Annotated in this window: 17 protein-coding genes; 13 read left to right on the top strand and 4 right to left on the bottom strand. The window is 70.0% G+C overall.

Translation table 11 applies throughout. The features are described from left to right. The first annotated feature begins 129 nt into the window (after positions 1 to 129). On the top strand, positions 130 to 945 hold the full coding sequence (locus FMQ63_RS08635) for an alpha/beta fold hydrolase (protein ID WP_011557234.1): 816 nt from the start codon (positions 130 to 132) through the stop codon (positions 943 to 945). Positions 946 to 977: 32 nt separating this feature from the next. Continuing rightward, positions 978 to 1,964, top strand: a complete 987-nt coding sequence (locus FMQ63_RS08640) for a PHB depolymerase family esterase (protein WP_011557233.1) — start codon at positions 978 to 980, stop codon at positions 1,962 to 1,964. A gap of 12 nt (positions 1,965 to 1,976) precedes the next feature. Here FMQ63_RS08640 and FMQ63_RS08645 read toward each other — a convergent pair whose 3' ends face one another. Beyond that, a complete protein-coding gene (locus FMQ63_RS08645) occupies positions 1,977 to 2,918 on the bottom strand; it encodes an MBL fold metallo-hydrolase (RefSeq protein ID WP_011557232.1) in 942 nt (313 codons plus the stop codon). A gap of 88 nt (positions 2,919 to 3,006) precedes the next feature. On the opposite strand from FMQ63_RS08645, the gene FMQ63_RS08650 reads away from it, so the two are divergent. The 5 genes from FMQ63_RS08650 (at position 3,007) to FMQ63_RS08670 (ending at position 11,634) form a co-directional block, all read left to right on the top strand. After that, positions 3,007 to 3,891, top strand: coding sequence for a LysR family transcriptional regulator (locus FMQ63_RS08650; RefSeq protein WP_011557231.1), 885 nt, complete (start codon positions 3,007 to 3,009; stop codon positions 3,889 to 3,891). A 95-nt stretch (positions 3,892 to 3,986) separates the two neighbouring features. Beyond that, complete coding sequence (locus FMQ63_RS08655; protein ID WP_011557230.1) at positions 3,987 to 5,663, top strand: isovaleryl-CoA dehydrogenase; 1,677 nt, start codon at positions 3,987 to 3,989, stop codon at positions 5,661 to 5,663. 64 nt (positions 5,664 to 5,727) lie between these two features. Next, positions 5,728 to 6,549: an NAD(P)-dependent oxidoreductase gene (locus FMQ63_RS08660; protein ID WP_011557229.1), complete on the top strand. Its 822-nt coding sequence runs from the start codon at positions 5,728 to 5,730 to the stop codon at positions 6,547 to 6,549. A gap of 107 nt (positions 6,550 to 6,656) precedes the next feature. Next, positions 6,657 to 10,229, top strand: coding sequence for a hypothetical protein (locus FMQ63_RS08665; protein ID WP_225909649.1), 3,573 nt, complete (start codon positions 6,657 to 6,659; stop codon positions 10,227 to 10,229). A gap of 169 nt (positions 10,230 to 10,398) precedes the next feature. Next, positions 10,399 to 11,634, top strand: coding sequence for a murein transglycosylase A (locus tag FMQ63_RS08670; protein WP_011557227.1), 1,236 nt, complete (start codon positions 10,399 to 10,401; stop codon positions 11,632 to 11,634). Here FMQ63_RS08670 and FMQ63_RS08675 read toward each other — a convergent pair. Then, a complete protein-coding gene (locus FMQ63_RS08675; protein ID WP_141276591.1) occupies positions 11,618 to 11,821 on the bottom strand; it encodes an OsmC family protein in 204 nt (67 codons plus the stop codon). The two genes, FMQ63_RS08670 and FMQ63_RS08675, sit on opposite strands and share 17 nt — an antisense overlap. A 287-nt stretch (positions 11,822 to 12,108) precedes the next feature. Between FMQ63_RS08675 and FMQ63_RS08680 the strand changes: the two genes are divergently transcribed. The 3 genes from FMQ63_RS08680 (at position 12,109) to FMQ63_RS08690 (ending at position 15,251) form a co-directional block, all read left to right on the top strand. Next, positions 12,109 to 13,188: a 2-oxoglutarate and iron-dependent oxygenase domain-containing protein gene (locus tag FMQ63_RS08680; RefSeq protein ID WP_228556388.1), complete on the top strand. Its 1,080-nt coding sequence runs from the start codon at positions 12,109 to 12,111 to the stop codon at positions 13,186 to 13,188. Positions 13,189 to 13,246: 58 nt separating this feature from the next. Next, on the top strand, positions 13,247 to 13,597 hold the full coding sequence (locus FMQ63_RS08685) for a DUF2845 domain-containing protein (protein ID WP_225909648.1): 351 nt from the start codon (positions 13,247 to 13,249) through the stop codon (positions 13,595 to 13,597). A gap of 73 nt (positions 13,598 to 13,670) precedes the next feature. Next, positions 13,671 to 15,251: a carboxypeptidase-like regulatory domain-containing protein gene (locus FMQ63_RS08690; RefSeq protein ID WP_011557224.1), complete on the top strand. Its 1,581-nt coding sequence runs from the start codon at positions 13,671 to 13,673 to the stop codon at positions 15,249 to 15,251. A 12-nt stretch (positions 15,252 to 15,263) separates the two neighbouring features. Here FMQ63_RS08690 and FMQ63_RS08695 read toward each other — a convergent pair whose 3' ends face one another. Next, on the bottom strand, positions 15,264 to 16,583 hold the full coding sequence (locus tag FMQ63_RS08695; RefSeq protein WP_011557223.1) for a thioredoxin domain-containing protein: 1,320 nt from the start codon (positions 16,581 to 16,583) through the stop codon (positions 15,264 to 15,266). Between the two features lie 273 nt (positions 16,584 to 16,856). Between FMQ63_RS08695 and FMQ63_RS08700 the strand changes: the two genes are divergently transcribed. Continuing rightward, complete coding sequence (locus tag FMQ63_RS08700; RefSeq protein WP_044277358.1) at positions 16,857 to 17,501, top strand: hypothetical protein; 645 nt, start codon at positions 16,857 to 16,859, stop codon at positions 17,499 to 17,501. 69 nt (positions 17,502 to 17,570) lie between these two features. Then, positions 17,571 to 17,792, top strand: a complete 222-nt coding sequence (locus FMQ63_RS08705; RefSeq protein ID WP_225909647.1) for a hypothetical protein — start codon at positions 17,571 to 17,573, stop codon at positions 17,790 to 17,792. Between the two features lie 10 nt (positions 17,793 to 17,802). Here the strand turns inward: FMQ63_RS08705 and FMQ63_RS08710 are convergent, their stop codons facing one another. Beyond that, positions 17,803 to 18,405, bottom strand: coding sequence for a CDP-alcohol phosphatidyltransferase family protein (locus FMQ63_RS08710; RefSeq protein WP_011557221.1), 603 nt, complete (start codon positions 18,403 to 18,405; stop codon positions 17,803 to 17,805). Positions 18,406 to 18,522: 117 nt separating this feature from the next. Here FMQ63_RS08710 and FMQ63_RS08715 point away from each other — a divergent pair, with 117 nt between their 5' ends. Next, positions 18,523 to 19,539 carry a DUF4846 domain-containing protein gene (locus tag FMQ63_RS08715; RefSeq protein WP_011557220.1) on the top strand — a complete coding sequence of 339 codons (1,017 nt, stop codon included), beginning with the start codon at positions 18,523 to 18,525 and terminating at the stop codon, positions 19,537 to 19,539. The last annotated feature ends 3 nt before the right edge of the window (positions 19,540 to 19,542 follow it).

Below are 19,542 nucleotides of genomic sequence, written 5' to 3' on the forward strand. Positions count from 1 at the left end.
GGGCGGCCGTGGCGCGCAGGCGAGAGCGGGGGGAGGTGCTCATGGGGTACTCTTGAAAAACGAACGTTCGTTCATGTAGCTTCGGACCTGCGGTTCGACACGCTTCCTACCTGAATCTGGGGTCCGAACATGCCGTTGCTCCAGCTCGAGGAGCTCTCCCTCTACTTCGAGGAATCGGGTGAGGGCACCCCCGTGCTGTTTCTTCACGGGCTTGGCTCCTCTGGCCGGGACTGGGAGTCCGTGGCACCCAGACTGACGGGCCGCCATCGCGTCATCGTTCCAGATGCGCGGGGGCATGGCCGCAGCGGAAAGCCGCCGGGCGCCTATGGCGTGCCGCGCTTCGCCCGGGACATCGCCGGGCTGTGTGACGCGTTGGGGCTCACCGGCGTCCACGTGGTGGGCCTGTCCATGGGCGGGATGATGGGGTTCCAGCTCGCGGTGGACCGGCCGGAGCTGGTGCGCAGCCTGGTCATCGTCAACAGCGGGCCGGAGCTGGTGGCGCGCACGCTGCGCCGCAAGTTCGAGTTCGGCCTGCGCCTGACGCTGCTGAAGCTGCTGGGGCCCTCGGTGCTGGCGAAGGTCCTGGCGCCCAAGCTCTTCCCCAAGCCCGAGCAGGAAGCACTTCGTCAGCGCGCGCTGGAGATATTCAGCGCCAACGACCCGGACGCGTACCTGCGCGCGACGAAGGGGTTGGTGGGGTGGAGCGTCATGCGGCACCTGGGCGGCATCACCTGCCCGGTGCTGGTGCTCGCGTCCGACAGGGACTACACGCCCGTGTCCACGAAGCAGGCCTATGTGGACCTGCTGCCGAACGCGCGGCTCCAGGTGTTGAGTGATTCCGGCCATGCGTCACCGCATGACCAGCCCGACAAGGTCGCCGACGCAGTGGAGGCCTTCCTGGCCGGAGTCGAGGACGCCGCGGCGGATGCGCGGCAGCCGGGCTGAGCGCGGTTCCCCCACCCCGAAGGAGTCAGCCAATGAAGCGGAACGCTGTCACGTGCTCACGCACGGGGTTGTTGCTGCTCGCCGTCCTCACGCTCACCGCCGCGGCCCCCGCGCGCGCCGGCACCTGGGTCCATGGCATCGAAGGGACCCGGGGCTTCCAGCTCTGGGTGCCCACGGGTTACCAGGCGGACACGCCGCTGCCCCTGGTGGTGGCGCTGCACGGCTGCTTTCAGAACCCGAGCCAGTTCGCCGGCCTCTCGCGCCTCAACGAGAAGGCGGACGCCGAGAAGTTCCTGGTGCTGTACCCGAACCAGGCGACGTTCGCGAACCCCACGCAGTGCTGGAACTTCATGCTGGTGCTCAACCAGACGCGAGGCCACGGTGAGCCCGCGCTCGTTGTGGGCATGGTGGAGCAGGTGAAGCGGCACTACGCGGTGGATGCGCGCCGCATCTACGTGGGCGGCGTCAGCTCCGGCGCGGTGCTCACGGGGACGCTGCTGGCCTGCTACTCGGACGTGTTCGCCGCGGGGATGATTGGCGCGGGCGCCATGTACAAGGCGGCCACCACGATTTCGGGCACGGGCTTCGCGATGCTCTTCGGCAGCATCTACCACCCGGATGACCGGGGCCGGGACGCGTGGGTGTGCTCGGGCCGTCCGCGTCACACGGTGCCGGTGCTCGTCGTGCACGGGACGAAGGACAGCGTCGTCGACATCGTCAACGGCCGGCAGGCGACGCGGCAGTTCCTCCAGACCAGCGACTACGGCGATGACGGCGTGGCCAACGACAGCATCCGTCCGGTGGCCACGCAGGTGACGCGCGCGACGGTGCCCGGCGGGCGCGCGTACACGGTGGAGGACTACGTCTACGGCGGCTCGCTGGTGGCGCGGCACATCGAAATCCAGGGGATGGACCACGCCTGGCCCGGCGGGGATTCGCGCTATCCCTTCGCCGACCCGTCCGGGCCGGACGGCACCTCCATCATGTGGGACTTCTTCCGGCAGCACACCCGGAACTGAGGCCCGCGCGCGTCAGTGTTGGTGGCCCATGCGCACCTCGACCTCGGGGTGTGCCTGGGCGAACGCGCGCAGCTTCTTGAAGCTCACCGTGGCCCGGTCCGCGTCGTTGTTGAACGAGCCGGGCTCCACGTCGTGCTCCCAGCCCCAGCGGGTGTGGCTGACGTCCCCCGCGAGCAGCACCGGGCCCTTCGTGGAGCGCACCAGGTACGCGGTGGTGCCGGGCGTGTGGCCGGGCAGCCAGAGCGCCCACACGGAGCCGTCCCCGAAGATGTCCACCGCGCCGTCGAACAGGCCGGCGTCCTCCCGCGCGTAGGTCCACTCCGACAGCGGCGGCTTGCCGGCCAGGGCCCGGTCGCTGTTGCCCTGGACGACGAGGTTCACGAAGGCGCGGTCGGAGGCCTCACCCGGCCCGGTGTAGACGGGTGTCCCGGCGGGCACGTCCGCCATGCCGGTGATGTGGTCCAGATGCAGGTGCGTGAGGAACACGCCCGCCAGCGGCTGTTGCTGCTTCGCCAGCCACTCCCCCAGTGGGGCGTGCACCGTCATCTTCTCCATGTTCATCGCGCTGGCGACGAGCCCGCGCATGGCGGCCTTCTCCGGCGCGTCTCGCAGCGCCGTCTCCACGCCGGTGTCGACGATGAAGAGCCCTTTCTCCGGGTGGCGGAGGGCGTGGAAGAAGACCTGGACCGGCTCATCCCCGTCCTCCAGGCCCGCGCGCTTCGCGGTGGGGTGGTCCAGGTTGATGAGGCCGCCGCGCTCCACGGCCCAGTCGCAGGAGACGACCGTCTCCAGCTCCACGGGGCCGGGTTGCGTCAGCATTGGTAGCAGCTCCGACGAAGGGCGTGCCTTGCCGAGCGCGGAGGGCTGCACGCCATGTGAGGTGACGGCGCAGCCCGTGAGGGCGGCGGTGGCGAGCATGGTGGCGAACGAGAGGGCAAGGGAACGGTTCCGCATGGTGGGGCTCCTGCACGTCGAGACAGGCGCAAGGTAGCGATGCGAGAATGGATGGAAAATGGCGATTCAGGCATGAGGTCATGCATTCATGGATATCTCCTGGGATGACGCGCGGCTGTTCCTCGCCATCGCGGAGACGGGCAGCTTCAGCGGGGCGGCGCGGCAGCTCCGCATCGGTCAGCCCACGGTGAGCCGGCGGCTGGCGGCGCTGGAGTACGCGGTGGGCGCCTCCTTGTTCCGCCGGGGCGTGGACGGCGCGGTGCTGACGGCCGCAGGCGAGCGGCTGGTGCTACCGGCCAAGAAGATGGCGGAGTGGGCCGGAGAGCTGCACCGCGCGGCGGAGTCGTCGGACACGTCGCCTCGCGGCCTGGTGCGGGTGACGGCGGCGCCGTACATGTGCTTCGACTTCCTCGCGCCCTTCTCGGGCGCGGTGGCGAAGAAGCACCCGGGGCTGCGCTTGGAGGTGCTCTCCGGGATTCAGTACCTGGACCTGGGGCGCGGCGAGGCGGACCTCGCGCTGCGGGCCCGGTGCCCGCCGAACGCGGACTTGAAGCGCGTGTATGGGGTGCAGATTCGCAACGCTGTCTTCGTGGCGAAGTCGCTCAAGGCGAAGCTGCCCAAGCGGCCCACGCTCCAGCAGATTCCGTGGGTGGCCTGGGCGCCGCCGTTCGATGCGACGCCGCCCAATCCCCAGTTGGAGTCCATCATCCCCGGCTTCTCGCCCGTGTTCACCGCCGACAACTACCTGGTGATGCTGGCCGCCGCCGAAGCGGGCGTGGGGGCCATGGTGCTGGGCGACCTGCGGCACCGCTTCGTGCGGGAGCGGAGCCTCGTGCCGCTCGACCTGGACCTGGGGCCCTATGCCACCAGCGAGCTGCACCTGGTCTGCGCGAAGTCCGCGCTCGACATACCGCGTGTGCGGAAGGTTTCGGAGCTGCTGGTCGAGGAGCTGGAGCAGGCGAAGAAGCGGTGACCCGCCGCATCCGCCCCTCGGGTTGCGATGGCCTGTCGCGCGTGTTCACGGTAATCCAGGGGGCACCGGGCATCGTCCCCAGGAGGACCTTCACCATGACTGAACGCAACGCCATTGCCGCCGGTTTCCTCACGCACGAAGTCACGAACCAGCCTCCGCCGCTCGAGTACGACGCGTGGACGACGGACACCGTGCTCCGCGAGGTGGTGGCCCGGGAGGGCGGCGGCTGGGCGGAGGCCGACCTGGCGAAGTACGGCCCCGTGGTGGGCGGGGAGATGCAGCAGTTGGCGTTCCTCGCCAACGAGAACAAGCCCAAGTTTCGGCCCTTCGACCGCTATGGCAACCGCCGCGACGAGGTGGAGTTTCATCCCGCGTACCACCGGCTGATGGAGCTGGGCATGGCCCACGGCGTGTCGGGTTTCGCCTGGCGCAACGAGGACAAGCCCGGCGCCCACGTGGCGCGCATGGCCCTCTTCTATCTGCACAACCAGGCGGACAACGGGACGAGCTGCCCGCTCACGATGACGTACGCGTCGGTGCCCGCGCTGCGCCACCAGCCGGAGGTGGCGATGGAGTGGCTGCCGCGCGTGAGCTCGGCGTCCTACGACAGCCGCTTCATCCCCGCCGCGCAGAAGTCAGGCGCCACCATTGGCATGGGCATGACGGAGAAGCAGGGTGGCTCCGACGTGCGCACCAACACCACCAAGGCGCACCGCTTGGGTGAAGGCCGCGGGCCCGGTCAGCCCTACGCGCTGGTGGGCCACAAGTGGTTCTTCTCCGCGCCCATGAGCGACGCCTTCCTGGTGCTGGCGCACGCGGAGGGGGGCCTGTCGTGCTTCCTGATGCCGCGCTTCACGCCGGACGGCGCGCTCAATGCCATCCGCGTCCAGCGGCTGAAGGACAAGCTGGGCGACTGGAGCAACGCCAGCTCGGAGGTGGAGCTGCACGGTGCCTACGCGGTGATGGTGGGCGCGGAGGGCCGCGGTGTCCCCACCATCCTGGAGATGGTCGCGCTGACGCGGCAGGACTGCATGATTGGCTCCAGCGGGCAGATGCGTCAGGCGCTGGTGCAGGCCATCCACCACACGCGCCACCGCGTGGCGTTTGGCAAGCGGCTCATCGACCAGCCGCTGATGCGCAACGTGCTGGCGGACCTGGCGCTGGAACTGGAGGCCCATGTCGCGCTCACCGGGCGCGTCTCCCGCGCGGTGGACGCCACGCCTCGGGACGAGAAGGAGGCCGCGTTCTGCCGCATCGCCACGGCGGTGGGGAAGTACTGGGTGTGCAAGCGCACGCCGTCCTTCGTCAACGAGGCGCAGGAGTGCCTGGGCGGCGCGGGCTACGTGGAGGAGACGAACCTGCCGCGCCTGTACCGGCAGGCCCCGCTCAACTCCATCTGGGAGGGCAGCGGCAACATCCAGTGCCTGGACGTGCTGCGCGCGGCGTCGCGCGAGCCGGCCAGCCGGGAGGCCCTCTTCGCTGAGCTCCTGGCCGCGCAGGGCGGGCACCCCGCCTACGACGAGGCCACCGCGCGGCTGGGCAAGGAGTTGGCCAACACGGACTCGCTGGAGGTGCGCTCGCGCACCATCGTGGAAGGGCTGGCGCTGGCGCTCCAGGCGTCGCTGCTGATTCGCGCGGGCAACACCGCCGTGTCGGATGCCTTCTGCGAGTCCCGCCTGGGCGGAGCGCATGGACAGACGTTTGGCACGCTACCGGCCCACGCTCCCATGCAGATGCTCATCGAGCGCGCCTTCTCCGAGGGCGCGAAGTGATGGAGCCCGTCGCCAAGGTGGCGCATCGGAAGCCATCCGCCCGTTCGTGATAGGAGGACACCCCATGTCCAATCTCCAGGGAAAGACGCTGTTCATCACCGGTGCCAGCCGTGGCATCGGCAAGGCCATTGCCCTCCGCGCTGCCCGGGATGGCGCCAACATCATCATCGCCGCCAAGACGACGGAGCCGCACCCCAAGCTCCCCGGCACCATCTACACGGCGGCGGAGGAAATCGAGAAGGCCGGTGGCAAGGCGCTGCCCTGTGTCGTGGACATCCGCGACGAGCAGCAGATTGCCGCCGCCGTGGCCAAGGCGGTGGAGACCTTCGGCGGCATCGACATCCTGGTGAACAACGCCAGCGCCATCAGCCTCACGGGCACGCTCGAGACGCCAATGAAGCGCTTCGACCTGATGCACGGCATCAACACGCGCGGCACGTTTGCGTGTTCGCAGGCGTGTATCCCGTACCTGAAGAAGGCCAGCAATCCGCACATCCTCAACAACTCGCCGCCGCTCAACATGGAGGCGCGCTGGTTCGCGCCCCACGTCGCGTACACCATGGCGAAGTTCGGCATGAGCATGTGCGTGCTGGGCATGGCGGAGGAGCTGCGCTCGGACGGCATCGCGGTGAACGCCATCTGGCCGCGCACCGTCATCGCCACCGCGGCGGTGCAGAACCTGCTGGGCGGGGAGGAGACCATCCGCGGCTGCCGGACGCCGGAAATCATGGCGGACGCGGCCTACGCCATCCTCACCAAGCCGAGCCGCGAGTTCACTGGCAACTTCTGCATCGACGAGGAGGTCCTCCGCGGCGTGGGCGTGACGGACTTCGACAAGTACCAGCTGGTGCCCGGGGCGGAGCTGCTCCCGGACTACTTCATCTGAGTCTGTGTCGCCCCAGCCCATCCTCGCGCGCGGAGTTGCTGGAGCCCGCGCGCGGGCGTGGCCCGCTGTTTGTCAGGCGCGGGAACGTCGGGCAGTCTCCCGCGGCCATGCACGAGCCTCGCCTCTCCGAGTTGCGCGACGAGCTGTCCGGTATCCACCACGATGCCCGCGTCCGCAGGATGGTGGAGCTGGGGCGCCTGGCGCCGACGAACCCTGGCGTCCGCGAGTTGCTTGGGGTGCTGTCTCAAGGGGATGCCTTCGAGCGGTACCTCGCCCTGTGTGCCCAGTTCACCTGGCGCGATGGGGGGCAGGTGCTCTCCGCCACCACCGATGCGTCCGCTCGTGTTCGTTCTCTGGCCTTCCGACTGGTGCCCCTGGCCTGTGACGACGCCCAGGCGCTGGAGACCCTGAAGATGGCGTGCGCCGTTCGCCGCCAGGAGGGACTCCTCTGGGGGTTCATGAAGACGCGGCGGCAGGCCGTCATCGATGCGTATCTCGACTGGCTGGCCACCTGCACGGGCGTGCCTGACTTCGCTGATGCCGTCCCCTTGGCGACGTCCGAGGGCATTCGCCGTCACCTCCCCAGCGCACTGGCGCGCCCCAGTGTGCGCTTCTGGAGTCGGATGGCGCACAACGCCCCCGGCATCCTCGCGGAGGTCTTCGCCGCACGTTTGAGGGCCGTGACGGGCGAACCCGATCCGGTGACGCGCATGTACCTCAACGCGTACCTGCATCGCATCGCTGACCAGGCCCCCGACGCGGCCTTGGAGTTGTTCGAGCTGCTGCTCTCCCGCCGCATCCATCCCGATGCCTATGACTGGCATTGCCTGGTGCTCCATCGGCCCGAGGCCGCCGTGTCGCTGCTCCAGCGGCACGAGCACGCGTTCCCCTTCGAGGGGCAGTTTGCCCGCGCCGCCGCGCGGTTGAGCATGGACTCGCTCGTGTGGCTCGTTCGTCATGCTCCCAGCTCACTGGGGGATGCGAAGACGCTGCTCCCCCGGCTCTCCGAGACCGCGCGCCGCGTCGTCGTCGAGGCGTGGTGCGCCACGGTGGATGTGGCGCCGGTCTGGGGGACGGAGCTGCTCCGCTCCATTTCCGATGTCCGCGAACGGGAGCGCGTCCATGCCCGCTGGAGCGTCGCCGCGAGGAACAGCGATGGCGTCATCGCACTGGAGACGGTGACCGCGCTGCCCATCGATTTGCGTGAGCGCGAGGCGCGCCGGCATCTCCACGAGGTGGTGGCCCTGGGCTCCCGGCCCGAGCAACGCATGAGGTACGCATGCCTGCTGCCGTGGGATGAAGCGGAGGCGGCGCTCAAGGGATACATCGGTCACCCGGATGCCAGCGTGCGAGGCATGGCGTTGGCGTCGCTGTTGGCCATCCCCGGGCTGCGTCCGGACGAGCCCGCCTTGGTGGACCGTGCCCTGCCGCTGGCGTTGGCGCGCAAGAACGAGCAGGACCCCGTGCGGATGCTGATGCTGGGCGCGTTCGTGCGGTGGCCTCGCCGCGTGTGGCGCCGCGAGCACACCGAGGCGGTGGGCCGGATGTTGCGCGACGCGCTGGACGCGGCCGACCTGTCCTATCAGACGGCGGAGTTCGCGGAGACGTTGCTGCTGCGCACCTTCGCCAGGGCCCCCGAATGGGGGGCGACGTGGCTGGCCACCCTCCTCAAGGAGCGTGGTCGGCTCTTCAACGCTCGCGTGGGCGAGTACCTCACCGATGACGAGGTGCGCGCCGCCGCGCCCCAGCTCCTGGACATTGCCCGGGGATGGGCTCAGCGCGAGCGGGGCGGGCCGCTGCTCGAGTTGGTGAACAGCCTGGGCGCTCGTGTGAGTCTGGTCGCGGGACTGCAGGAACTCATTGTGTCCATGCGGGAGGAGACGCCCTGGCCCTTGCTGGCGCTGGGGATGGCCCAGTGGCAGTCCAAGCACGACCGCGCGGGCTTCGAAGCCACCGTGGGCGCCACGGTCCGGCGGTTCCTCGACCTGGGGTGGTTCTCCGAAGTCATCGCGTTGGCCCACTCGGAGGATGCGGCGCGACCGCTGCATCCCGAGCTGAGCTCCGGACTGAAGCGGGTCGCGCTTCGCCTGGGAAAGGAGGCGCACTCCGCCCTGGTGGTGCTCCGGCGACAGGCGTGGGCCGCCTTCGACGGCTTCCTGCCCGAGCTGCTCAAGGCCGATGCCAGCGTCATCTGCTTCCCGGTCGTGAACACGTACCTGCATCGGCGCAGGCAGGAGCTGCTGACGCCCTACCTGAGCGCGCCCGTCATCACCGGTCGTTTCTCGACGGAGAAGACGGGTTGGTTGCTGGCGTTCGATGACCGCGGTTTCTTCCGGTGGACCGCGCGGCAGAGCGCCCTCTACTCGCACGCGGTCTGCCGGCTGGTCGAGGACCCGGAGCGAGACACGCCGACGTTGCTCTGGGGTGTCTCGACACTCGCGGCGTTGACCTGGGGGACGATGGAGGGACTATGCACCCGGGTGGACGACGCGCGGCCCGTGGTGCGGGAGAGGGCCATCCGGGTGCTGGGCCGGTGCGACCAGGGGCAAGGCGTGACCACGCTGCTGCGCTGCCTGGAGGATGCCCGTGCGCGCATCGCCATCTATGGCCTGCGCCGTGCCTTCAACGGCATGCCTCCCGCGCGCGTGCTGTCCCTGCTGGCGGGCGTCCCCCTCACCAAAGTCACCGTGGCCAAGGAGGTCGTGCGCCTGCTGGGGGAGCTGCGCGTGGAGGCCGCCTACGAGCGGCTCCTGGAGTTGGGCGGAATGAGCCTGCATCGGGACGTGCGCATCGCCCTGCTGCGCGCGCTCTGGGACCACCTGGAGCGCGAGCCCACCTGGGCCGTCTTCGCCCGCGCTGCGGAGGACCCTGATTGGGTGGTGGCTTCACGGCTGGGAGACATCCCCGCGAACCGCCTCACCGAGACCTCCGACCGCAAGCTGTCCGCGCTGCTCGGGCGGGTGCTGGCTCGCCCCGAGCCGGAGGCGCGCATTGGCCTGCTTTCGCGCGCGGCGTATCTCCCCGTCAGGGATGTGGAGCGCGCCTTCCTTGATGCCTGTGGGGCTCGGCTGACGTCGCCATACGATGAAGAGGTGAGCTGGGCGATGAGGGCCCTGCTCCATCGCTCCAACGAACGCGACCTGGAGCGGCTGGAGGGCATGTTGGAGGCGGTGGCTTTGGACCGACGCGCACTGAACACCGCGGTGACGCAGTTGCTGGCGGTGGAGGTGAAGTCCCGCGCCAGCTACATGCAGGCGGCGCGCGCGGCAGAGCGGGTCCTCTCCCGGGACAGTCGTCTGGCGCCGCTGTACATCCAATGTGTGATGGCGGCACGGTCACCGCTGGAGTTGGCTGAAACGCTGGTCCAGATGGGGGAGGCAGGCCTCCTCCATGCGGATGCCCTGGAGGCGTGCCGTCTCGTCGTGAGCATGTTGCCCAAGGGTGAGCTGGAGGCGATGGAGGCCCGGTTGAGCGCGAGCGCGAGCGCGGAGGCTCGGCGCGTGGCTGTCTGGTGCCTGGTGCACGACGCGGCGCCGGGGCGCGGATGGACGCCCGAGCGGCTGGGCCGGCTGGCGCGGCTCCAGCAGGACGCCTCGCCGTTGGTCTCTGGCGCCGCACAGGCCATCTTCCCGCCACGGGAGCAGGCCTTTTCGCTCAAGGTACCTTCCAAGTCCAAGTAGCTCCCCGTGGCCCGGCGCCACCTTGAGGCCTCCGCGCTCACCGCATGGGAGCCCGCGAGGGCGGCGCCGGGGCCCAGGCATCCGCCGTCAACGCCTGCCTGCTCGCCCATCCCGGCGCACGCCGTTCCCATTCGCCCATCGGGGCAGGTGCGATAGGTAGAGGAGCCACATGGACATGCGGCACCTCCGAATCCTCCTGCTGTCGGCGCTGGGGCTTCTCGCCTCGGCCTGTCCGAGCCCCACCCGCGCCCCCGTCACCAGGCCCGAGGACGCGCTCATCCGCCTGTCTCGCAAGATGGAGCCCCGGGACGACGGTGACGTCGCGTCCCTGCGGACCGCCGTCGCCGAGAGCCTCGTGTGGCTGCGGAGCCGTCCGTCCGACCAACGCTTCATCTACGGCGCGCGGCAGGTCTCCATCGCCGAGCTGCGGACCGCCCTGGAGCGCCTGCACGCGCGGCTTCGCGAGGACCTCACGCCGGAGGCGCTGTGGGCCCTGGTTCTGGAGGACTTCGAGCCGCTGGAGGCCGCCGGAGGCGAGGACGGCCAGGTGCTCTTCACCGGCTACTACGAGCCGACCATCGAGGCGAGCCTGACGCGCACGGACGTGTACAACGTGCCCATCCACGGGCCTCCGTCCGACTTGATTGAGGTCCCGCTGGAATCCTTCGCGGAGCGCTTCAAGTCAGAGCGCGTCTTCGGCCGGCTCGACGGGCGGAAGGTGGTGCCGTACTGGTCGCGCGGGGACATCCGTGGGGGGCGGCTCAGCGGACGGAAGCTGGAGCTGGCGTGGGCCAAGGACCCGGTGGCGCTCTTCTTCCTGGAGGTGCAGGGCAGCGGTTCGTTGCTCCTGCCGGATGGGAGCCGGCGCCGCATCGGCTACGCCGCGTCGAATGGGAAGCCGTACCGCAGCATCGGCTCGCTGCTCATCCAGGAGGGCGCCATCCCCAAGGAGGAGATGTCGATGCAGGCGCTGCGCGCGTGGCTGGCCGCGAATCCGCAGCAATGCCACCGGGTGCTCGACCACAACGAGTCCTACGTGTTCTTCCGCTTCCTCAACACCGCGTCGGTGGGGTCGCTCGGGCGGCCGGTGACGGCGGGGCGCTCCATCGCGACGGACGCGCGGCTGTTTCCCAAGGGCGGCCTGGCCTTCATCCACACCGAGCGCCCGGTGCGCATGGCGGACGGCTCCGTGCAGTGGAAGCCGCTGTCGCGCTTCGTGCTCAACCAGGACACGGGCGGGGCCATCCGGGGCGCGGGTCGGGTGGACGTCTTCTGGGGCGCGGGCCCGCAGGCGGAGCTGGCGGCGGGGATGATGAAGCAGAAGGGGCGGCTGCTCTTCCTCGTCCCCCGGCCCGGCCGCGCCGCGCCCCTGGTGGCGCCGGTGTCCGTCACGCCTCCGAAGTAGCGGCCTTCAAGGTCAGGCAGCCCGCGTGTGCGGCCAGGATGAAGTCGAGCGGACTGGGGGCGCCATTGCGGCCACCCAACTCCATGGGCTCGTCCATGAATATCTTGAAGGCGCCCGCGTCGGTGATGCTGCGCGCCATGCTCTCTCCGACGGTACGGACCTCTCCGGTATACAGTGGGCTTTCCATCGCGGGGTTCTCCTTGTGAGAGGAAATACGACCCCCCATGTGAGTCCTGGTTGCCGCCGCGCGCGACTGCCCTGCGGGACGAGGGAGCGGGGCCTGGCACGAGAGCGGGGAGGGGAGCAGGGGTTTCCGCCCACCACCGAGAGACGCAGGTGGCACGCATGCGCCCAAACCGGGCAGTATGGCGCCCGTCTCCCTTGTCACGGGTGGCCTGTGCACACCCTGCCCGGCGCGGATGCCGGTGTGGCACCGTGGGGAGAAGACACGAGGCACCTGGGATGAGCAGCGACGTGGCGGAAACGAAAGACGGAGTGGTTCTTCTCGACTATGCGCAGCTCGTGGCGGGCGCGGACCTGAGCGCCGCCATCGAGCGCGCCTACGGGCATGACGGCATTGGCCTGCTCGTCGTTCGGGGCATCCCCGGGCTGGCCGAGCTGCGCGACAACCTGCTGCCCCTGGGCTTCCGCTTCGCCGCGCTGCCCACCGAGGTGAAGGACCGCTACGTCCACGCGCGCAGCAGCTACTCGTTCGGCTGGAGCCACGGGAAGGAGCTGCTGCGCCCCGGCCAGTTCGACGAGTTCAAGGGCTCGTACTACAACAACCCGCAGTACGACGTGCCGCACACCGACGCGGAGCTCATCGAGAAGCACCCGGAGAACTACCACCCCAACGTGTGGCCGGACGCGGACTTCCCGGAGCTGCGGCCCGCCTTCATGGCGCTGGGCCAGCGGATGGTGGACGTGGGCGTGCTGGTCGCCGGGCAGTGCGACAAGTACGTGCAGGCCAAACTGGGCAGCCGCCTGGCACCGGACGCGGCGCTGGCGAAGACGATTCGTGATTCGCGCACGTGCAAGGCGCGGCTGCTCTACTACTTCGCCATCAACGAGGACGCGACGCCGCGCACGCGCGACTCGTGGTGCGGCTGGCACAGCGACCACGGCTCGCTCACGGCGCTGTGCCCGGCCATGTACTTCGAGGCCGAGCCGGGCGCGGCGGAGCCGGCGCGCAAGGACATCCCGGTGCCGGACCCGGAGGCGGGCCTGTACGTGCGCACGCGGTCCGGCGAGGAGCGCAAGGTCGTCATCCCGAAGGACAGCCTGGCCTTCCAGATTGGCGAAAGCTCCCAGATTGTCACCGGCGGGCTGCTGCGGTCCACGCCGCACGCGGTGCAGGCGCTGGCCCATCCGGCCAGCCGCAACATCTCCCGCGCCACCTTCGCGGTGTTCATGCAGCCGGACAATGACATGCACCTGCGTCCGCCGGAGGGCGTGGACCCCGCCGAGCAGAAGGTGGGCGCCTTCCAGCCTGGAATGACTTTCGGCGATTTCGCCAAGGCGACGTTCGCGAAGTTCTACAACCCCTACGCGTAGCGTGCTCCGCCCACACGGACATCCTGCGCCGTTGACCTGAATGGAGAGGAGACACCCCATGCGAGCTCTTGGATTGGCGGTCGTGCTTTCAATGGCCGGGGTGCCGGTGGCGGCGGAGGCGGCTTCGCTCCGTTGTGGCCAGGCGCTGGTGGCGGATGGGGCGCTCAAGACCGAGGTGCTCGCCAAGTGTGGGGAGCCAGCGGCGAAGAACTTCCGCACGGTGACGGACTCGGCGGGCTCGGTGACGCCGGACAGGAACACGGGGGGCGTCACGACGGAGCGGCGGTCCGTCACCCGGGAGTACGAGGAGTGGACCTACAACTTCGGGCCGCGCCGCTTCATGCAGGTGGTGACGTTCGAGAACGGCCGCCTCATCGACGTGCAGAGCGCGGGCTACGGCAGCGAGTAGCCGGGCCGGGATGTGCCACCCGGACGGAGAGTGATAGCCTCCCGGTTCCACTGCTGGAGCTGGGGGCCGTTCAATGATGCACGGGTTTCGCTGGGGCATTGGCCTGAGTGCCATGGCGGCGGTGCTCGGAGGCCTGGGCATGTGGCGCGCGGAGCGGGCGGCTCAGCCGGTGCTCGTGGAGGTGCCCTTTCCGGAGTTCGCGCAGCTCCCCGCCCTGCCGCCGCTCCCCCTGCCGCCACCGACGATGGATGGCGCGGCGGATTCGATTCAGGTCCGGGCCGTCTCCCAGAGCAGCGGTGCGCCGCTGGCGGGCGCTCGGGTATCCCTCCTCCGAGGGTTGTTCGCGTCCGGCCTGGGAGAGCGGTTGCCCGACGAGACAGCGCTGACGGACGCGTCGGGCGTGGTGAGCTTCATGGCGCCTGGCGCGGGCGTGATGACCGTCTGTGCACGGGGGGCCGGTCACGCCGAGCGCTGTGAGCGGGACGTGGGCGTGGTCGCCGGGGGCTCGCTCGTCGTGGAGCTGAAGCTTCCGCCAGGGGCCATCGTGGAGGGGCAGGTCCTCCTGCATGACGGGACGCCGGCGGAGGGTGTTCGGCTGGTCGCGTCCGGTGACCCGATGTTGCTGGAGATGACGCCTGTCTGGGCCACGACGGATGCACAGGGGCGCTACACGCTGGATGGCGTGACGCCGGGCTACCCCGTCGGCATGACGCCTTTCTCCCCCGAGGGAGAGGGGCTCCACCGGTCCGTGGGCGCGGAGCTGGCCGCCGGCGAGGTGCGGCGGTTCGACTTCCAGCTTGGCGCGTTCGTCCCGGTCACCGTCAAGCCGGTGATGGGGCGCCGGCGTGGGACGGACTCGGTGGAGTCCGTTCACGTGAATGTCCAGCTCCAGCCCCAGCAGGACGGCACCTTCACGGGCATCACTGAGTCGGGGCGCCACTCCGTCTCCGTGTGGGGCCGCCGGAACGGGCGGGCGGTGTCGGCACGGAAGGACGTGACGCTGGCGCCCGGTGCTCCGGCGGTCATCGCGTTCCCCTTCTCCGCGCTCGAGGAGGGCGGAAGGGTGTGGCAGCTGTACTCCAGCGACCCTGGCGAGTTCGAGGTCTCCGGTCGCGTCTTCCTCCCGGACGGCACGCCGGTGAAGGGGGCCTGGATTGGGTCGCAGAAGCCCGGTCCACGGGGGCGGAGGTGTGGCAACTCGGCCGAGGACCACGCGCAGGTCCGCTTCGATGGCCCCGAATTCGTGGTGACGCCCCGGGTGGGCGCGGGGCGAATCTTCGCGTGGCTGCCGGATGGCCGCGCGGGCAGCGCCGTCGTCCGAGGCGGGAAGGGGGAGCGTGTGTCCGTCGACATCCACCTGGAGGAGACGGGCGCCGTCGCCGGGATGATGGATTTCGGGGACGACCACCTCTGGGGCTACCGCGAGGAAATCACCGTCAACCATGAGTGGGTCGGTGCGTCGCACTACACGTTGTTGGACGGCCGCATCTTCGTGCCGGGGCTGAAGCCGGGTCGACACGTGCTGCGCACCTCTCTTGGGACGGTGGAGTTCAACGTCAACGCCCGCGAGGTGACGAACGTGGGCGTGTTGAGACGGCCGCCGGAGCCGGAGGCCGCGGTCTCTGATTCAGAGGCCGCGGCCTCGGAGCCGTGAGTCGCTGCGCGACTACCGCGCCGCCTTCCGCAGCTCGTCGTCGATGATGGCGCGGAAGTGCTCCACCGGCCGGGCGCCCGTCACCGGACGGCCGTTGATGAAGAACGTGGGCGTGCCCGTGGCGCCCACGCGCATGGCCTGGGCGACGTCCGCGGACACGTGCGCGTCATGCTTGCGCGAGTCCAGCGCCGCGTTGAAGCGGCCCACGTCCAGGCCCACCTGCCGCGCGTAGTGCTCCAGCGACGCCCGGTCCAGCTTGCGCTGATTGGCGAAGAGCACGTCGTGGAACTCCCAGAACCTGCCCTGCGCGTGCGCCTCCATGGCCGCCTCCGCCGCCACCTGTGCGTTCGCGTGCTGCGCCAGGGGCTGGTGCTTGAAGGCCACCCGCAGCTTGCCGGGGTACGCGGCCTCCAGCGCCTTCATTGTTGGCACCACGCGGGCGCAGAACGGGCACTCGAAGTCCGAGAACGCCACCACCGTCACCGGCGCGTTGGCCGGGCCCCGAGTCGGCGCGGTGCCCACGTCCACCTGCTGGATGGCCGGCTCCTCGGGCATCATCTGCTCCATGGGCGGGCTGTCCTTCCCTGCGGAGATGGTGCGCGCGTAGACCTCCGTCGGCCGCACGCCCGTCCGCACCAGGGCCTCCGCCTTGCTCAGCTCCTCGTCCACCACGCCCGTGAAGACCTCCAGCGGCTGGGCCCCGCTGATGAAGCGGCCATTCACGTAGAAGGCCGGCGTGCCGGTGGCGCCCAACCGCATCGCCAGCGCTTCGTCCTGGCGGATGCGCTCCGCCAGCCGCGGGTCCGCGCGGTCCTGGTTCCAGCGCGAGATGTTCAAGCCCACCTTCATGGCGTAGCGCTCCATGTCGGCCTCGCTCAGCGCCCGCGGGTTGGCGAAGAGCGCCTCATGCATCTCCCAGAACTTGCCCTGCTCACCCGCCGCCAGCGCCGCCAGCGCCGCCGGCCGCGCGCGCGGGTGGTTGGCCAGCGGGTGGTGCTTCATCACCACGCGCAGCTTGCGGCCATAGCGCTCCTGGAGTTGCTTCACCGTGCCGTTCGCACGTGAGCAGAACGGACACTCGTAGTCGGAGAACTCCACCAACGTGACGAGCGCGTCCTCCGCTCCCGCCGTCGGTGAGTCATTGACCGGCACCTTGTAGACGGTGGGCGAAATCGGCGCACGCGGACGCGCGCCGGGGGCGGGGGCCTTCGCCGCGAGGTTGGCCGCGTGGGCCGTTCCCGTGGCCAGTTCGGTGGGACGCGCCAAGCGCCCTCCCGCGAAGCCCAACGCCAGACCGACACTCAGGCTCACCCAGACAGACGACTTGGACATGGTGTTCTCCAGGAAAAGACACACCCGTGGCGCCGCGGTCCGCCGCGTGACACCACCGGACCAGGCTTGCTCAGGCCCGGCGCCCAAGGAGTGACGCGAGGCGATTGGGAGTTTCAGCGCGGCCTCGAAGAATTTCCGCGCCGCTGACGGTCCCCATGGGGGCAGGCGGTGGCCCGCCAGGTGGGTGGCTCCCTCTGCGCATCCTGGCCGGGCCGGTGGTTGTCCGTCACCCGGCAGGCCCCAACTTTGAAACGGAAAGGAGGTCAGGGCCTCATGCTGCGCAAGGCAATCTTGTGGGTGTTGGGCATCGCGGGGCTGTCCATTCTGCTCTGTGGTGGCGTGGTGACGGCACAAGGCACACAGCAGGTGCCCGCGCGGACGGAGCAGGTGCCAACGGGACAGGCCCTGACTTCGACGGACGCCGCGGCGCTCCAGCGCGAAGTGGACCAGCTCCGCGCCGAGCTGTTGCAGCTCCGCCAGGAGGTGACGCAGCTTCGGGGGCAAGTCACGGGCACGGGCGGCGCGGGCATTCCTCCAGGCGCGAGGGTGGTGAGCCCTCGGCGGGACACGGCTGACCAGCAGGACACGGGCACGGGAGGCACGGGGGCCGCGGGTGTCGTCAATGACGTGCCACCCGAGGGCTCGGGCGTGCCGTCGCCTCCGGGGACGGCCGCGGTGGATGCCGTCTATACCGGCGTGGTGCGCTCCGTGGGCGACACGGAGGTGGCCATCGCCATCGGGGACGGTCCGCCGCTGACGCTGCGTGTGGACCCTCGGACGCGGGTGTTCCGGGACGGGCGCAATATCGCCTTGCGGAAGCTCGAGCCCGGCGAGCACGTCCGCGCAGTGGTGAACCTGCTGGATGAAGAGCGGACGATGGAGATTTCCGTGCTCCCCTCCACTCCGGCTGGGAAGTGAGGTGCCAGGCCCATCCACGCTTCGTCAGTCGCACGCCCGATGCTCGTCCCCGGGGGGGAGGTTCCCATCATGTCTGCTTACGACCGTTACCGTGCACTCCTGAACAAGCTGCGGCTCGTCCGCGCCCGGCACCCTGAAGGCGACTCACCCGAGGAGGACGGTCTGCTCGACGACATGGATGAAGTCTGGATGGAGATGAGCGAGGGCGAACGCTCTGCCATCGCCACCGAAAGAGCCCGGGTGCTGGGCCTTCCCAAAGCCCAACCCGCGGACTCGGCGGCGCAGCCCTGACGCCGCGGCCCTACTTGCGCACGGGCGGCAGGGAGGAGCCCGAAGAGGTCGCGCCGCCGGACTCCGGCTTCATCCGCCGCGGTCCGGCGTCCCGCTGCCGGGCCTTCAGCACCGCGTGGGAGTAGTCCACCATCGACGCGAAGGACAGGACGCCGATGAGCGCGACCAGGGGCACCACCGCGGGGGGAAACAGCAGCACGCACAGCAGCGTCACCAACTGCAGGGAAGTGACGGCCTTGCCCATCATCCGCGCCTTCAGTTCCACCGAGCGCAGCCTGGGCGCCAGTCGAGCGACGAAGAAGCCCACGGTGGTGCCGACGTCGCGCAGCACCAGCAGCAGCACCGCCACCCCGCTGATGAGCCCGTCGAGGTAGCAGACGAGGATGGCCGTCACCATGAAGGCGCGGTCGGCCACCGGGTCGATGAGCGCGCCCAGCCGCGTGGCGAGCCCCTTGTGCCGGGCAATCCACCCATCCAGGAAGTCCGTGAAGGCGGCCAACACCACGAGCCCCGCGCGAACCCAGGCATCCGGGACGAGGATGAAGGCCACCGCCAGGGGCAGCCGGGTCAGCGACAAGGTGTTGAGCAGCGCGAGGCTCGCCTGTCGGCGCATACGACTCAAGGTAGTGCTCGGTCCCAGCCGCGCACGTTCCGGGGGCGGCGAGCGTTCAGCGGTAGACCCACCCCCGGGAACGCGGGGCAGTCAGGGAGCGGCTGGACTCGAGCGAGCGTGAGGGAACTCCAGGCCCGTGAGAAACCTCCAACCCGCGGCGCCACCTGTCGTGCCGCCCTGACTCCTGGAGATGGCTGCTTCGTGTCCGCGTTCGACTGCTCGCCGTGCTCGTCCTCCCCGTCCTGGCCCGCCACCGAGGGCCGCTTTCGTCCGTGGGCCTGGACGCTCTTGTGGGCCTTGTGCCTGCTTCCCGCGTCCGGGTGGGCCGCGGAGGAAGGCCAGCCCCGGCCCGCGACGCGGGAGGAGCTGACGCGCTACGCATGGCTGCCGGCCCAGGCGGTGGTGCGCCCCTTGGAGGCCGCGGTGGCGCCGCCGGAGGGCTACACGCGGGTGCCGGTGGTGAAGGGCTCCTTCGGGGCCTGGCTGCGAGGCCTGCCGCTGCGGCCGGATGGCACGCCGGTGCTCAGCCACCAGGGCGGGCGGATTCTGGCGTCGGAGGACGCGCGGCTGGCGGCGGTGGCGGAGCTGGACGTGGGCACCGCCAACCTTCAGCAGTGCGCGGACTCCGTCATCCGCCTCCATGCGGAGTGGCTCTGGGCCAGTGGCAAGCGGGAGCGCCTGGCCTACCGCTTCACCAGCGGTCACCTGGCGGAGTGGCCTCGGTACGCGGAAGGGGACCGGGCGCGGGTATCGGGCTCGAAGGTGTCGTGGGTGCGCGGCGCGGCGCCGGATGCCTCACGCGCCAGCTTCCGTGCGTGGCTGGACCTGGTCTTCACCTACGCGGGCACGCACTCACTGGAATCCCTCAAGGGGCGGCCCTCGCGCGAGGACGTACGGCCCGGGGACTTCTTCGTGCTGGGTGGAAGCCCCGGGCACGCGGTGCTGGTGCTGGACGTGGCGGCCAACGCGGCGGGGAAGAGGGTGGCGCTGCTGGGGCAGGGTTTCATGCCCGCGCAGGACTTCCACGTGCTCTCCGCTGGAGGCGACACCGGACCCTGGTTTCCGCTGGAGGGCGAGGACGTGGTGACGCCCTTCTGGAAGCCCTTCCCCTGGTCCTCGCTGCGGCGCTTCTGACCG

Origin of the sequence: Myxococcus sp. CA005 (assembly GCF_006518205.1) — a bacterium.
GTDB classification, from domain to species: Bacteria; Myxococcota; Myxococcia; order Myxococcales; family Myxococcaceae; genus Myxococcus; species Myxococcus xanthus.

Excerpts from the sequence above, each read along its gene's own strand:
- FMQ63_RS08635 (WP_011557234.1), top strand. The coding sequence starts at position 130 with ATGCCGTTGCTCCAGCTCGAGGAGCTCTCCCTCTACTTCGAGGAATCG.
- FMQ63_RS08640 (WP_011557233.1), top strand. The coding sequence starts at position 978 with ATGAAGCGGAACGCTGTCACGTGCTCACGCACGGGGTTGTTGCTGCTC.
- FMQ63_RS08645 (WP_011557232.1), bottom strand. The coding sequence starts at position 2,918 with ATGCGGAACCGTTCCCTTGCCCTCTCGTTCGCCACCATGCTCGCCACC.
- FMQ63_RS08650 (WP_011557231.1), top strand. The coding sequence starts at position 3,007 with ATGGATATCTCCTGGGATGACGCGCGGCTGTTCCTCGCCATCGCGGAG.
- FMQ63_RS08655 (WP_011557230.1), top strand. The coding sequence starts at position 3,987 with ATGACTGAACGCAACGCCATTGCCGCCGGTTTCCTCACGCACGAAGTC.
- FMQ63_RS08660 (WP_011557229.1), top strand. The coding sequence starts at position 5,728 with ATGTCCAATCTCCAGGGAAAGACGCTGTTCATCACCGGTGCCAGCCGT.
- FMQ63_RS08665 (WP_225909649.1), top strand. The coding sequence starts at position 6,657 with ATGCACGAGCCTCGCCTCTCCGAGTTGCGCGACGAGCTGTCCGGTATC.
- FMQ63_RS08670 (WP_011557227.1), top strand. The coding sequence starts at position 10,399 with ATGGACATGCGGCACCTCCGAATCCTCCTGCTGTCGGCGCTGGGGCTT.
- FMQ63_RS08675 (WP_141276591.1), bottom strand. The coding sequence starts at position 11,821 with ATGGAAAGCCCACTGTATACCGGAGAGGTCCGTACCGTCGGAGAGAGC.
- FMQ63_RS08685 (WP_225909648.1), top strand. The coding sequence starts at position 13,247 with ATGCGAGCTCTTGGATTGGCGGTCGTGCTTTCAATGGCCGGGGTGCCG.
- FMQ63_RS08690 (WP_011557224.1), top strand. The coding sequence starts at position 13,671 with ATGATGCACGGGTTTCGCTGGGGCATTGGCCTGAGTGCCATGGCGGCG.
- FMQ63_RS08695 (WP_011557223.1), bottom strand. The coding sequence starts at position 16,583 with ATGTCCAAGTCGTCTGTCTGGGTGAGCCTGAGTGTCGGTCTGGCGTTG.
- FMQ63_RS08700 (WP_044277358.1), top strand. The coding sequence starts at position 16,857 with ATGCTGCGCAAGGCAATCTTGTGGGTGTTGGGCATCGCGGGGCTGTCC.
- FMQ63_RS08705 (WP_225909647.1), top strand. The coding sequence starts at position 17,571 with ATGTCTGCTTACGACCGTTACCGTGCACTCCTGAACAAGCTGCGGCTC.
- FMQ63_RS08710 (WP_011557221.1), bottom strand. The coding sequence starts at position 18,405 with ATGCGCCGACAGGCGAGCCTCGCGCTGCTCAACACCTTGTCGCTGACC.